This is a genomic window from Parafrankia sp. FMc2 (assembly GCF_041008525.1).
Classification (GTDB): Bacteria; Actinomycetota; Actinomycetes; order Frankiales; family Frankiaceae; genus Parafrankia.
In genome coordinates, this window is the sequence record NZ_JBFLUG010000015.1 from 1 (window position 1) to 13211 (window position 13211).

Annotated in this window: 10 protein-coding genes and 1 pseudogene; 6 read left to right on the forward strand and 5 right to left on the reverse strand. The window is 71.2% G+C overall.

Annotated elements, in window-relative coordinates:
* Positions 1 to 959 (reverse strand): transposase (locus AB1460_RS08000; RefSeq protein WP_368959983.1); only part of this gene is annotated, 959 nt, incomplete at its 3' end.
* Between the two features lie 1040 nt (positions 960 to 1999).
* Between AB1460_RS08000 and AB1460_RS08005 the strand changes: the two genes are divergently transcribed.
* Positions 2000 to 3823, forward strand: coding sequence for a glycoside hydrolase family 15 protein (locus AB1460_RS08005; RefSeq protein WP_368959984.1), 1824 nt, complete (start codon positions 2000 to 2002; stop codon positions 3821 to 3823).
* Positions 3823 to 5199, forward strand: coding sequence for a glucose-6-phosphate dehydrogenase (locus AB1460_RS08010; RefSeq protein ID WP_368959986.1), 1377 nt, complete (start codon positions 3823 to 3825; stop codon positions 5197 to 5199). Before AB1460_RS08005 ends, AB1460_RS08010 begins: the two co-directional genes overlap by 1 nt.
* Before the next feature lie 136 nt (positions 5200 to 5335).
* Here AB1460_RS08010 and AB1460_RS08015 read toward each other — a convergent pair.
* A pseudogene (locus AB1460_RS08015) lies at positions 5336 to 5512 on the reverse strand (transposase); the annotation flags it as partial.
* Between the two features lie 245 nt (positions 5513 to 5757).
* Between AB1460_RS08015 and AB1460_RS08020 the strand changes: the two are divergent.
* The 3 genes from AB1460_RS08020 to AB1460_RS08030 all read left to right on the forward strand — a co-directional run bounded on the left by AB1460_RS08020 (position 5758) and on the right by AB1460_RS08030 (position 7978).
* On the forward strand, positions 5758 to 6267 hold the full coding sequence (locus tag AB1460_RS08020) for an SAM-dependent methyltransferase (RefSeq protein WP_368959987.1): 510 nt from the start codon (positions 5758 to 5760) through the stop codon (positions 6265 to 6267).
* Positions 6268 to 6374: 107 nt separating this feature from the next.
* Positions 6375 to 7088 carry an SDR family oxidoreductase gene (locus tag AB1460_RS08025; RefSeq protein ID WP_368959989.1) on the forward strand — a complete coding sequence of 238 codons (714 nt, stop codon included), beginning with the start codon at positions 6375 to 6377 and terminating at the stop codon, positions 7086 to 7088.
* Positions 7089 to 7159: 71 nt separating this feature from the next.
* The gene (locus tag AB1460_RS08030) at positions 7160 to 7978 is read left to right on the forward strand and encodes an NAD(P)-dependent oxidoreductase (protein WP_368959991.1); all 819 of its coding nucleotides are present in this window, start codon (positions 7160 to 7162) and stop codon (positions 7976 to 7978) included.
* A 54-nt stretch (positions 7979 to 8032) separates the two neighbouring features.
* Here the strand turns inward: AB1460_RS08030 and AB1460_RS08035 are convergent, their stop codons facing one another.
* Entirely contained in the window at positions 8033 to 9253 is a 1221-nt protein-coding gene (locus tag AB1460_RS08035; protein ID WP_368959993.1) for a helix-turn-helix transcriptional regulator, read from the reverse strand.
* Positions 9254 to 9481: 228 nt separating this feature from the next.
* Here AB1460_RS08035 and AB1460_RS08040 point away from each other — a divergent pair, with 228 nt between their 5' ends.
* The gene (locus AB1460_RS08040; protein ID WP_368959995.1) at positions 9482 to 10849 is read left to right on the forward strand and encodes an FAD-binding oxidoreductase; all 1368 of its coding nucleotides are present in this window, start codon (positions 9482 to 9484) and stop codon (positions 10847 to 10849) included.
* Between the two features lie 76 nt (positions 10850 to 10925).
* Here the strand turns inward: AB1460_RS08040 and AB1460_RS08045 are convergent, their stop codons facing one another.
* Positions 10926 to 11870, reverse strand: coding sequence for an LLM class F420-dependent oxidoreductase (locus tag AB1460_RS08045; RefSeq protein ID WP_368960088.1), 945 nt, complete (start codon positions 11868 to 11870; stop codon positions 10926 to 10928).
* A 642-nt stretch (positions 11871 to 12512) separates the two neighbouring features.
* Complete coding sequence (locus AB1460_RS08050) at positions 12513 to 12713, reverse strand: hypothetical protein (RefSeq protein ID WP_368959997.1); 201 nt, start codon at positions 12711 to 12713, stop codon at positions 12513 to 12515.
* Positions 12714 to 13211 lie beyond the last annotated feature (498 nt).

A 13211-nucleotide genomic window follows, 5' to 3' on the forward strand; every position in this document is an offset into this window, starting at 1 on the left:
AGCCGGTGGGTCGCCCGGCGGCGGACGTCACCGACGGTCCTGTTCGCGAGCTGGGCGACGTGGAACGGATCGACCGCGATCATCGCGTCGGGCAGGGCCACGCGGGCGGCGGCCTGGTAGGTCGTGGACATGTCGATCGTGACGGCTCCGATCCCGGCCCGCCAGAGCGCTGGCCGGGCCAGCAGCCAGGCCGCGACCGGGCCGGCCGAGCGGCCCTCGACGACACCGAGCAGGCCATGGCCACCCGCCGAGTCGATCAGCACGCTCTGCCAGCGATCGGCGTCGGTGACCGACCGGCCGGTGGCCGGGTCGCGGTGCCAGCGAGGACGGCCACGGCGCTGGTCATCAAGCCCGAGGACCGCCACCGGCGGCAGCGGCCCCGACACCGACCGGCCCGACCCCCGGGCCGCGGGCTCCACCTCACAGCCCGACTCGACAGGCTCCGCGGGGGGCGCTTCGCCCTGCCCGTCCGGGTCCGTGACCTGCTCGCCGGTCACGATCCCGGCCGTCTCGGCGACCGAGACGAAACCGCCGTGCACGGTGTGCCAGCTCGCGCCGAGCACAGCCGCGACCCGGCTGACCGGGACCATCCAGTCCCCGACCAGATGTCCCGCCGTGGCCAGACCGGCCAGCGACATCCGCCCACCCCGCGCCGCCAGCGGCACGTCCTCCACGAAACCACCCCGCAGGCAAGCGGTGTTCCCACAGGTCAACCGCTTCTTGTGCCACGTCACCCGCACCGGCGCGACCACCAGGTGGCGCACGGTGTGCCCGACGGTCTCCTTCACCCACCCCGACGCCGTCCCGCACCCCGGGCAGCACGTTCCACACGGTGACACCGTGACCACATGCACCGTGAACGACCCGTCCGCCTCCTGCTCGACCAGCTCGACCGCCAACCCTTCCGGCAGCCCCAGCAACCCGCCCAGCACACAGCCCGTACCCTTGGACACACGCACCCGTTCTCACCCGGTTGATCTTTTCCTTAGACAAGAACGATCATCCCAGGTGGCGGGTGCGCCCCCTTCCTGGACCAGATCGCCGCTACGCACCGTCACGGCCACACGTCACGGCCAGTAGTTCGGCAATCACGATCCCCGGTCAACTACGAAGAGCCGGATTTCCCGCGTTGTCCCACCATGCCTGGCTACGTAGCTCACCCGCGGTGCGCTGCATCGGTGACATGCAATTGACTCCTCGCCGACTGGTCCGGGCTCTCTCGCCGCGACGCCGAGCGTTACTGCGACTCAGAAAGAAAGCTCCGGACGTTCGCTGACGGTGTTCATGGCCATCGCCGCGGATCACGACCACCGGGCAGACGGCCTGCTGGACGCAGTGCTGGGCCACCCATCCCAAGAGCAGACCCAAGAAGCCCGGCAGTCAGTGCCTCCACCGTGCCGCTGGTGAGCTCGGCCCGACGTACGGACCAGTGCCGGGCCTGCTTCGACGAGTCCGACCCGTCCACTCCAGCCACGATGCGTTCTGTGTTCTGGTTCTGGTCAGCCACGGATTCCTCCTTAGGCTCGCCGGTGGCGGGCGACGCGCTCGGCCGGCGCGCGTGGGCCTGTCAGGTCTAGCTTCAGGGAAACGTGCCGCACGCGCAAATTGGGAGGTGCGGGTGACGTCGCGCGGCAGATCCTCTGCGCGCACCCTCCGCCGATAACGACCGCTCGCGGCCCGGCCCGGCGTGTGGGAGAGTGACGTTCAGCGAATTCTGCACGGCAGGTGGACAAAGGTTGCGAGATCGATTCCGTAACGGTTTCCAATTTCAAAGGAGAAAGCTGGCGCGCCGTGCATGATAACAAGCATTACGGGAAACTGGCGAGTTCCTCTCACCTCGACCCCACTCGCATGACAGTGCACCAATTTCCCTTCGATGGGGCGGAAAGGGCCTTCGGGACATGAGGGACCTTTGAGGTGTCGGGCAGGAAACTGGGGCCCGTCGTCAGGGTGCTGATCAACCTTTAAGGCGGCGACGCCGGCAGGGGGGCGATACGGCATGCAGGACTTCGATCTGCCGTTCCGGCCGGTTCACAGGCGGGACGGTTACCTGCCGCTTGAGGACCACGGCCTGGTCGGGGACGGTACGACCGCCGCGCTCGTCGGTCTCGACGGCGCCATCTCGTGGATGTGCCTGCCGCGGTTCGACTCCGAAGCCGTGTTCTGCGCCCTGCTGGACCACGGGCGAGGCGGACACTTCACCGTGGCACCCGAGGATCTGCACGAGGCGCGCCAACGGTACGAGCCCGACAGCGGCGTGCTGCAGACCGAATTGAGAAGTGCCACCGGTCTGGTACGTGTCACGGACGCGTTGGTGCTGCGCTCAGGCGCCGACCTCTTTGACGACGCCCCGTCCAGCCGAGGCGAACTCGTCCGGTCCGCGGTCGTTCTGGACGGAGAGGTCCGTCTCGTGGCGGAGCTGGAACCGCGTGGCGGCGGGCAGGCCCAGCCCCTGTACAGCGGGGTGGAGATCCGGCCCGCCCGCAGAGCGGACCTGAGACTGCACCTGCGCTCCAACCGGCCCCTGACCGGTCTGCGGACCACATACGACCTGCGCCGGGGTGACCGCCTTGACCTGGTGCTCTCCTGGGGGCGCTTCCACCGCCACCACCGTTTCGACCCCGACGCCATGATGCAGGAGACGACAGCAGCATGGCGGCGTTGGATGCGGGCCTTCGACTACGCAGGGCCGCAGGAAGCGCTCGTCAGACGCTCCGCGATCACCTTGAAGATGTGCGACGACTGGGCCAGCGGCTCGCTGGCCGCGGCCCCCACTTCGTCGCTGCCCGCGCCGATCGGAGGAACCCGGAACTGGGACTACCGTTACGCGTGGATCCGCGACGCGTCATTCGCGGTCTTCGCCCTGCGCCGTATCGGCTTCCACGGCGAGGCCGACGCCTTCCTCGGCTGGGTCCTGGACGCGTTCGAGCGCAGCCGCGGCCCCCGCATCATGTACACCCTGGACGGCGCCCCGGTACCGGACGAGTTCGAGGACGCGGAGCTGGAGGGCTACGCCGGATCCTCGCCCGTACGGTGGGGCAACGGCGCGGCCGACCAGCGCCAGCACGACGTGTACGGCGAGATCCTGGACTGTGCGGACCAGTGGTCGCGGCGGGGTGGTGAGATCCAACCCGCCATGTGGACCAGACTTACGGCCCTCGCCGACACCGCCCAGGACGCCTGGCGCCGGCCGGACCAGGGAATCTGGGAAATCCGCAGTGCCGGCCGCCCGTTCACCTACTCGGCCGGGCTGTGCCACGTCGCCCTGGACCGGGCGGCGTCAATCGCGCAGCGGCTCGGCCTGCCCGCGGACGCCGGCCGCTGGTACGGTGCGGCGGACCGACTGCGCAACCTTATCCTGCAGCAGTCCTGGGACGAGAACGCGCAGACGCTGAGCGTGTACCTCGACGGCGGAGGGGTCGTCGACGCAAGCCTGCTGGGACTGTCGCTGCGCCATGTCATCCCGGCCGACCATCCGAGGATGGTGGCGACCACACGGGCCGTTGCCGAACGGCTCTCCGCGGGAAACGGGCTGCTCTTCCGCTATCGGCACGCCGAGCACCCAGACGGCCTGGTGGGCGACGAGGGAGCCTTCGTCCTGTGCAGTTTCTGGCTGGTGGACAACCTGATCGGCCAAGGGCGCCTCGAAGAGGCGGCGGAGCTGTACGCGTCACTGTGCGCACGGGCCAGCCCGCTGGGGCTGCTGTCCGAGCAGATCGACCCGGCCACCGGAGCGTTCATGGGCAACTTCCCGCAGGCCTTCAGCCACATCGGGATCATCGCCAGCGGTGTGAACCTGGCACGCACGAAGGGCGGTTACTGATGAGGATCGGACGACTCGTCGTGTTCGGAGCAACCGGTGACCTCACCGGCCGCTACCTCCTGCCGGCATTGGCTGCTCTGCACACGCAGCGGCACATCGACGACCGGTTCAGACTCATGGGTGCCAGCCGCGAGGACTGGGACGGCGAGCAGTACCGGGAATGGGTCACCGCCCACCTCAAGCACCACGGTAGTGGTCTTCCGGCCGACGCCAGACGAGCCGTCACGGCTTCGGCGGACTACCGGAAGGTCGACGTGACGAACCCGGCAGATGTGAGAGCAGCCGTGGCCGGTGAAGACCCTGTCGCAGCCTATCTCGCCCTACCGCCCGCGCTCTTCCCCGCCACGGTGATGGCCCTTCACGAGGCGGGACTTCCCCCCGGCAGCCGCATCGTCCTGGAAAAGCCGTTTGGCGAAAACCTGGCCGACGCACAGGAACTGAACCGGCTGCTCACCGACCTCGTCCCGGAGAAATCGGTCTTCCGGGTCGACCACTTCCTGGCCATGACCACGGTTCAGAACGTGCTCGGCAGCAGGCTCGCCAACCGGGTACTCGAACCCATCTGGAACAGCACGCACATCGCCGAGATCGACATCCTCTGGGACGAAACCCTCGCCCTGGAAGGGCGCGCCGGCTACTACGACCACGTGGGCGCACTCAAAGACATGGCGCAAAACCACCTGCTGCAACTGCTGTGTCTGGTCGCCATGGAATCGCCGATCACACTCGGCGAGCGCGACCTGCGCGACCGGAAGGTGGACGTGCTGAGGTCGGTGCGGCCTCTGACCGACTCCGACGTCGTGCACCGTACGCGGCGTGCCCGCTACTCGTCCGGCCGGTGCGACGGCCGTGAAGTGCCGGCCTACATCGAGGAGCCGGGCGTCGATGCGCGACGCCGGACCGAGACATACGCCGAGATCGAGCTGGAACTGGACAACTGGCGCTGGGCAGGCACCAAGTTCCGGCTACGCAGCGGGAAGGCCCTCGGAGCGGACCGCAAGGAGGTCGCAGTACGCTTCCGCCCCGTGCCTCACCTGCCGTTCGGCCAGGACAAGGACGTTCGCCCCAACGTACTGCGTTTCGGACTGGAACCCGAGAGCATGAGCTTCGACATCACCGCCACGGGCTCGCACGCGGAGACCTTCACGCAGCTCTCACTGACCGCCGGGATGGACGCCCCCGCGCTTCCCGCCTACAGCCGCCTGCTGCTGGACGTTCTCAGAGGTGATCCCGCGCTGTCCATCCGCGGCGACGAGGCAGAGGAAGCCTGGCGCGTCCTCGATCCGGTCCTGTCCGCCTGGAAGCGGAACCTGGTCCCCCTGGAGGAATACCCGGCCGGTTCCACAGGCCCGCCGCCACGCCTCGCCACGGCCTGAACCGCGGGAAGACCTGCTCTACGAAGGCATCGTCATGCCCCCGCGTCTTGAGGCCGTATCCACGAACGCCTCACCCCAGCAGGGACCCGACGGCAACCCGGCACCCGAACGGCCTCGCCCCTCAGGTTGGGCACACCAGTGGGGAACGGCCTTCGCAGTGCGCGCGCCGCCAGGTCGCGACCCAGCCGCCGAAAGTACCTTCGTTGAGACCGAGGTCCTTCGCGGCCGCGGAGATCGGCCGACCCGAATCGATGACGAGCTTCACCGCCTCGTCCTTGTACTCAGGCGTGAACCGCCTGCGATGCTCGACCACAAATATCCTCCGTCTACGGATCAATTATCCCACAGGGATCACTGTCGAGGAACGGGCACCAGCTCACGCCGAGAGACAGATAGGGGTAGGCCTGGCGACCTGCGCGGACGGACGTCGGTGGACATCAGCGGATGAACCACCGACCGTCTTTTGATCCGCAGGGTGAATCGTGGCAAACGCAGGCTGTGCTGCGGCGACCTCGCTGTCCGACGACCTGCCTCGGTATGGGAGCCTCAAGCGTAGGCATGTGCAACCCAGGGGTGGTACCCATCGTGCTGGTGCACGCCCGAGCCCTGCTCACCAGCGCCCCCGAGGGCCGCACGGCCTATCTGGACGCCGACTTCACCGACCCGGGCGCCATCCTGGAGTCCGCACAGCTGCGGGACACCTTTGATCTGCGCCGGCCCGTCGCACTGAGCCTGATCGCGATCGTGCACTTCATTCCCGACGACGGCGTCGTGCAGACCGTCATCGACCAGCTCATGAAGCCGCTCCCACCGGGCAGCATGCTGGCGCTCACCACCACCACGGCGGACTTCACCCCCGACGAGGTGAACGCCGGTGTGGCTGCCTACCGGGCCAGCGGCATTCCACTGACCGCACGGGACCGGGGCACCGTCGAAGGCTTCTTCAGGGGCCTGGACCTGCTCGACCCGGGTGTCGTGCTCGCCCACCGCTGGCGCCCCGACGCGGAGGCGGCCGCGCTGGGCGATCGGCAGGTCTACATGTACAGCGGCGTCGCCCGTAAGCCGTAGCCACCCGCCCCCGCGGCGTTCGACCCGCTCGGGCCGCACCTGTCACCGGACGTCCCGCTAACGTGCCCTGAGGGATGCATGCGGACCGCCAGGCGGGAGACGGTTGGATGAGCGAGGTCGCGATCGTCACAGGCGCCGCGGGCGGCATCGGGGAGTCGGTCGCGCGCCAGCTGGCGGCCGACGGGACGCACTGTCTTCTCGTCGACCGCAATCCGGCGGTGACGGATGTCGCCGCCTCCCTCGGCGGCGAGGCGCTCGTCGGTGACCTGACCGACCCCGACCTCTCGCTGCGGATGGTCGCCGCCGCCGGTGACCGGCTGGACCTGCTGGTTCTCAACGCCGGGCACAACTCGGTGGACAAGGATCCGGCGACCATGGACCTCGGCCGCTACCAGGCGGTCGTCGGGGTCAACCAGCACTCCGTGGTGTACGGGCTGCGCGCGGCGCTCCCGGTGATGCGCCGCCACGGCCGCGGCTCGATCGTGGTCACCGCCTCCCACGCGGCGCTGCGGGGCGTCGAGCAGGACCCGATCTACACGATGACCAAGCACGCCGTCATCGGCCTGGTCCGGGCGCTGTCCGGGCCGCTCGCGCGGGAGGGGATCCGCCTCGGCGCGGTCTGCCCCGGGCTGGTCGACACCCCGCTGACCGCTCCGGGGCGCGAGCGGTTCCAGGCCGCGGGAATCCCCATGCTGACCTCGGACGACGTGGGCGCGGCGATCGTGGAGCTGCTGCGGACCGGCGAGCCGGGTACCGAGCTCGTCCTGACGCCGGGGCGCGCGCCCGTGAGGTACGTCCCGACGCCCCTCGACCTGGGCTGATACCTGGGCGATACCTGGACTGATCGGTCGAGGCGGCTCCTTCCAGGACGAGACCAACAGGGGAGATCGGGATGAAGGTCGGATTCATCGGTCTGGGCAGCATGGGCCTGCCGATGGCACAGCGGCTCCTGTCCGCGGGCCATGAGCTCGCTCTGTACGCCCGCCGGGAAGCCACGCTGGCGCCGTTCGCCGGTACGGAGGCCACCGTCTCCCCGAGCCCGGCGGCCCTCGGGGCGCGGGTCGACGCGGCCGGCATCTGCGTGTTCGACGCGGCCGGCGTCGAGGAGGTCCTCTTCGGCGCCGACGGCATCTCCGCCACCGCCCGCCCCGGCACTGTCGTGCTCGTGCACAGCACCGTCTCGCCCCCGCAGATCCGCGCCATCGCCGCCCGGGCCGACGAGGCTGGCCTACGCGTTCTCGACGCCCCGGTGAGCGGCGGCGCTCCGCGCGCCCTCGCCGGCGAGCTGACCGTCATGATCGGAGGCGACGCCGGTGCCCTCGCCGACGTCACCGAGCTGCTGGCGGCGTTCTCGAACCACGTGGTGCACCTCGGCGCGGTCGGCACGGCCTCGGCCGCGAAACTCATCAACAACACGCTGCTCGCCGCCCAGATCGCGCTCGCGGACCAGGCGATGGTGGCCGGGCGCTCCCTCGGTGTCGACCCGGAGGGCCTCGCGTCGGTCCTGCTGACGAGCAGTTCGTCCTGTGTCGGCTCCGGGGTGCGGCTGCGCGCCGGCTCGCTGGCCGCCCTCGCCGGGACGCCCGCCGGGCCCACGCTCGCCAAGGACGTCACCCTGACGGCCGAGATCCTCGCGACGGCCCCGGGCCACGAGATCGTCGACGTCGCACAGCGCCTCGTCACCGCGATCGGGACCGCCGGGAAGGGCTGACCGCGCAGCGGCTGGCCGGCGGAGGCTGGCCGGGCGGCGGGCGGCGGCCTGGGCTCAGTACTCCACGTGGGTGACCGGGGCGTTCGGGGCCTGCAGTACCGGCCCGTAGTGCTCGGCGAACAGCTTGGCGATCAGTTCGCCGCGGCTGCCCACGCCCACCTTCGCGAAGATTGTTTTGAGATGGTCCCGGACCGTGTGGGGGGACAGGAAGAGCTCGGCGGCGATCTCCGGGTTCGACAGGCCACGCGCGATCGCCCGGGTGATCTCCTGTTCCCGCGCCGTCAGCCGGTAGGCCTCCACGATGATCGGCGCGATCTGTGACGACTTCGCCGGCTCGATGGTCAGCGCGGTCGGGCCGGGCCTGCCGTCGGGGCCGCGCAGGCAGGATGCGTGCAGCGCGAGCCAGCGGCCGGAGGCCGCGCGCAGTCGGGAGGACGCCGGCCCCCGCTCCCGGCCGGCGGCGACGGCGGCGGCCCGCGCGAGCACCGCCTGCACCGGGGTCATCATCACGGGCCGCGCGTGCCAGGCCGCGCCGGCGAGCTCGGCAAACAGGAGCTCGGCCTGTTCGTCCAGCGAGAGCAGGTTGCCGGCGTCGTCGTACAGCGCCGTCCCCGGGCCGCTGGCGATGGAACGGCCGACGTCGTGGCCGGGCGCGGGGCGCTGGCCGGGCGCGGAGTGCTGGCCGGGCGCGGAGTGCTGGCCGGGGTCGGCCTGGTGGCTGGGCTGGTAGGCCGGCTGGCGGGGCCGCTCGTGAATGGCGAAGCCGCGCAGGGCGGCGGCGACCGCCGGGGCTACCACGCTCATGATCCGGATGTCCGTGGCGGTGAACGACGGCCGCCCGCGATCCCGGAGAAGATCGACCACGCCCCAGGTGGCCCCGCCTGTCCGGAAGGCCGCCCGCAGCTCGTCACCGAGACCCTGCGGGTCGAGGAACTCCCGCCAGCGGGCGCTGCGCGCCGGCTGGTCATCCGTGGCCCGGTACAGGGTCCCGACTCCCGTCCTGGAGCGGGCGACGTCCCGGAACAGCAGCACGTCCTCGACCCGGCACTCGCGTTCCCAGTAGGAGGCGCAGTGCGCGGTCTCGATGTTCTCCACCCGGAGCGGCAGCGTTCCCAGCACGGTCGCGGGGTCGGTCGCGAACCAGCCCGCGGAGTCGAACGGCAGGATCTGCCGCAGCCGCGTGGAGACCTCGACGAACAGGTCCTGGCTGCTTTCCACCTGGGCGCAGGATCTCTCCAGCGCGGTGATGTGCCGCTCGACTGTCGCAGCGTCCATGGTGCCCGTCCCCCCGTTGATCGACTTCGAGTCTCGCGCCGCCCGTGCGCTCCGGCAACCCCTCGTTTGTGGGGGTCCAGGCCTGATCCGCTCCGCCGAACGGGGGATGCGGGCCGGGCCGGCCACCCCTCGCCGGGGGATCGTGCCGCCGGCCGCCCGCGCCGAGTCTTGGTCCCGTCAGCAGAACCGGCTGGCGCCGCGCGACCACCACCCGAACAGGAGCACAGCATGTCCACCGACCTCGTCGCCCAGGGGCTCGACCAGCTCACTACCGACCTTGACGGCACCCTGTTCCTCCCCGGAGATCCCGAGTGGGACAACGTCCGCCGGCCCTGGCACCTCGCCGTGGACCAGCGGCCGACCGCGGTCGTGACCGCCTTGTCCACCCGCGACATCGTGGCCACCATCCGCGCCGCCGCCGAGCTGGGACTGCGGGTAGCGCCCCAGGCCACCGGGCACAACGCCGCCCCGCTGGGCGATCTGGCGGGGACACTGCTGCTGCGGACGTCCGCCCTGCGCTCGGTGCACATCGATGCCGAGGCCCGCATCGCGCGCGTCGACGCCGGCGCCCAGTGGATGGACGTCACCGGTGCGGCGGCCAAGCACGGCCTGGCGGCCCTGGCCGGCTCCGCCCCCGACGTCGGCGTCGTCGGCTACACCCTCGGGGGCGGCCTGAGCTGGCTCGGCCGCTCCCTCGGCCTGGCGGCCAACAGCGTCACCGCGATCGAGGTCGTCACCGGCGACGGGCGGCTCCGGCGGGTCGACGCCGCGCACGACCCCGAACTGTTCTGGGCGCTGCGCGGCGGTGGTGGCAGCTTCGGCGTGGTGACAGCGCTGGAGTTCCGCCTCTATCCGATCACCGACATCTACGCCGGCGTGCTGTTCTTCCCGCTGGAGCGGGCCGAGGAGGTGCTGCGGGCCTGGCACTCCTGGCTGCCGTCGGTGCCGGACGAGGTGACGTCGGTCGGGCGCATCCTGCGCTTCCCGCCGTTGCCCGTGCTGCCACCGCACCTGTCCGGGCAGTCGTACGTGGCGGTGGAGGCGGCCTGTCAGCTGCCGGTGGCACAGGCCGACGAGCTGCTCGCCCCGCTGCGGGCGCTCGGTCCGGCTCTGGACACGTTCGCCGTCATCCCCGTCACCGACCTCGGGCTCCTGCACATGGATCCGGACGGGCCGGTCCCCTGCCACGGCGACGGCATGCTGCTGCACGACCTGTCGCCGGCAGGCGTGGTCTCCTTTGTGCGCTCTGCCCACGAGGCCCTGCTGTCGCTGGAGCTGCGGCACCTGGGCGGCGCACTCGCGCCGGGCCGGGCCACCGGCGGCGGCGCGGTGGACTCCCTCGACGCCACCTTCGCCCTGTTCGCAGCCGGTTTCACACCCGATGCGGCGTCCGGCGCGGCGGTGCGTTCCGCGGTGACCGCCGTCCAGTACCGGATGCTGCCGTGGTCGACCGGCGGGTCCTACCTGAACTTCACCGAGCGGCGCCGCCCCGGTGCGGACCTGTTCGGCACCGGGACGTACGAGCGGCTCCGCCAGGTGAAGGCCGCGTTCGACCCCGGGGACGTCGTTCGTGCCAACCACCCCGTCGAGGCCTGACCGGCTCCGCCCGACGGCGCCGGGCTCAGGGCGGAGCTCAGAGGCAGGGCTCAGAGGCAGGGCTCAGGGGCAGGGCTCAGGGCGCGGCGAGGGCGGCCACGGCGTCCGCGACGTCCGGGCCGCTGTTCATGAGCGCGAGCACGGGCGTGGTGATCCCGTGGTCGACGTACCGCTGGAGGCTGGCCCGGCACTGCTCCGCCGTCCCGTGCACGATCAGGTCGTCGACGACCTCGTCCGGGATGGCGGCCAGCGCACCCTTGCGGTCCCCGGCCTCCCAGGCCGCCCACATGCCCGCCAGGGCCGCCTCGCGGCCGAGCCAGACGTGGAACTGCCGGTACACCGGCACCGTGAGGTAGGCGGCTACCAGCTGCCGCAACGCCGGACGGGCCCGCTCCCGGTCACCGTCATGGACGTACACGAAGATCCGGGCGATCACCTCGGCGTCCGGGCCGTGCTCGCGCACGTGCGGGAGGACGGTGTCGCAGTCGTCCGGCGAGAGCCAGTTGAGGATGACGCCATCGGCCTCGCGGCCGGCGAGCGCCAGCATCCGTGGCCGCAGCGCCGCCACCATGATCTTCGGCGGGGCCGGCGGGGCGACGCCGAGCCGGAAACCGCGCACCGTGAAGGAGGCGTACTCTTCGTTGATCTTCTCGCCGGCAAACGCCCGGCGCAGGAACCGGACGGTGTCCAGCACCCGCTGATAGGGACGGGTGAACGGGACGGAGTTCCAGTTCGAGACGATCACGTTCGACGAGGTGCCCAGGCCGAGGACGAACCGGCCCGGAGCGGCGGCCGCCAGCGTCGCCGCGGTCTGGGCGAGCAGTGCCGGGCCCCGGGTGTACACCGGGAGGATCGCGCTGCCCAGCCGCAGCCGCGGCTCGGCGGCCGCGAGCGCCAGCGGGATGATGCCGTCGGTCGCTGTCGCCTCGGAGGACCAGACGTCGGTGAACCCGAGGTCCGCGAGGCGCCCGCACCACGTCGGCAGCTCCGGCAGCGGCACCCCCGGCAGCGGGATCGTCATCCCCCAGCGCCGCGCGGCCACCTCCCCGTTCCCGTCTGCCGGCGCGCTGCTCGCCGTCGTCGTCGCCTTCGCCGCCGAGGCCGCCGCTGCGGCCGCGGCCGCCGGCCCGGTCGCCGAGGCGGTCGTGTCCCCGTTCGCGGCCACCGACACCGTCGCGTTCGGGGTGGCTGCCGGAGCGACGGCCGGGGTGGTGTCCTGGCCGCCGGGAAGTGTGCTGTCCGTCTGCTCGCGCGTCGTCCGAGTCACGGACGCAGTATTGCGGGTACCCGCCCGCACACGCTCGCTCATGGGAACGCCACCGGCACCGAGCGGAGCCGACTCACCCCACCTCACCAGGGCAGCTGTCTCATCTCGCCGAGCCAGGAAAAGGAGCTCCGGGACCGCCCGAGCCACGCGGACGGCGCGCGAACGCGTGGAGTCGGCGGGTGGTGGCTCACCTGGACCAGACCGGCTGGCCGCCGCGCGTGACCCATGTGTGACCTGTCACGTCCGGGGCTCGGCTCGAGGTGCGTCACGGCCCCCGCACGCGGACGGAAGGGGCGGCGAGCTGGCCGAGCCAACTCGCCGGCAGTTCCTGCCCGGCCCGATCCCCCGGCGGGCAGGCATCACCGCCGGGAGATGCGCGGTGCGGAAAAGCCAGTTTCATACGCACAGCACCGCACCGCAGCTGCGGTTGACGGCCGCCGGTTCCAGCGCGTGATGCCAGCGATGGGACGCGGGGGTGACGAAAACCGAGCCGAGCCGCCGCAGGGCGATGCGGGTGTTCGCATGGGCCAGGAACGGAAAGTAGAACTGGAAGTCCAGGAAAGCCGCGGAGAAGGTCCCGTCGAAACCGGATCGCATACACCGGGACGACAGCCACGACCGCGTGCCACGTCGAAGAGCCAGTCCCGCAGCGCCGACCGTCGGACCAGCGGAACCAGCTGTCCGAGCAGTACGAGGGGCCGACGGCGCGCCGGGAGAGGTTCCGAACCGCAGCCATGGATTTCCTTTCTCCGGCGGCATGGGACGTTTGGTCATGGATTCCTCCGCGCACCCGCCGGCTGAGCTGTGCCGACGACCGGGCAGCCCCGGGCCGGCCGACCCGGACCCCGGGCCATATTCCCTTCCGGCTGGGCCGACGCTGATCCCGAATACGAAGACAATGCGGCACCGTCACTGCCCCGATATCCACAGTTCACCGCGCGCCGATCTGGAGGACCGGACCCCGTTCCGTGCACGGAACGGGGTCCGGTCCAGGCAGGAACGAGGGGGCGCCGGAACGCCCCACACGGCGCCCCCGCCCAGCGCTTGCCCGGGCCGCGCCACGGTCGACAGGCGGGTACACGGTCCGGGATGGAC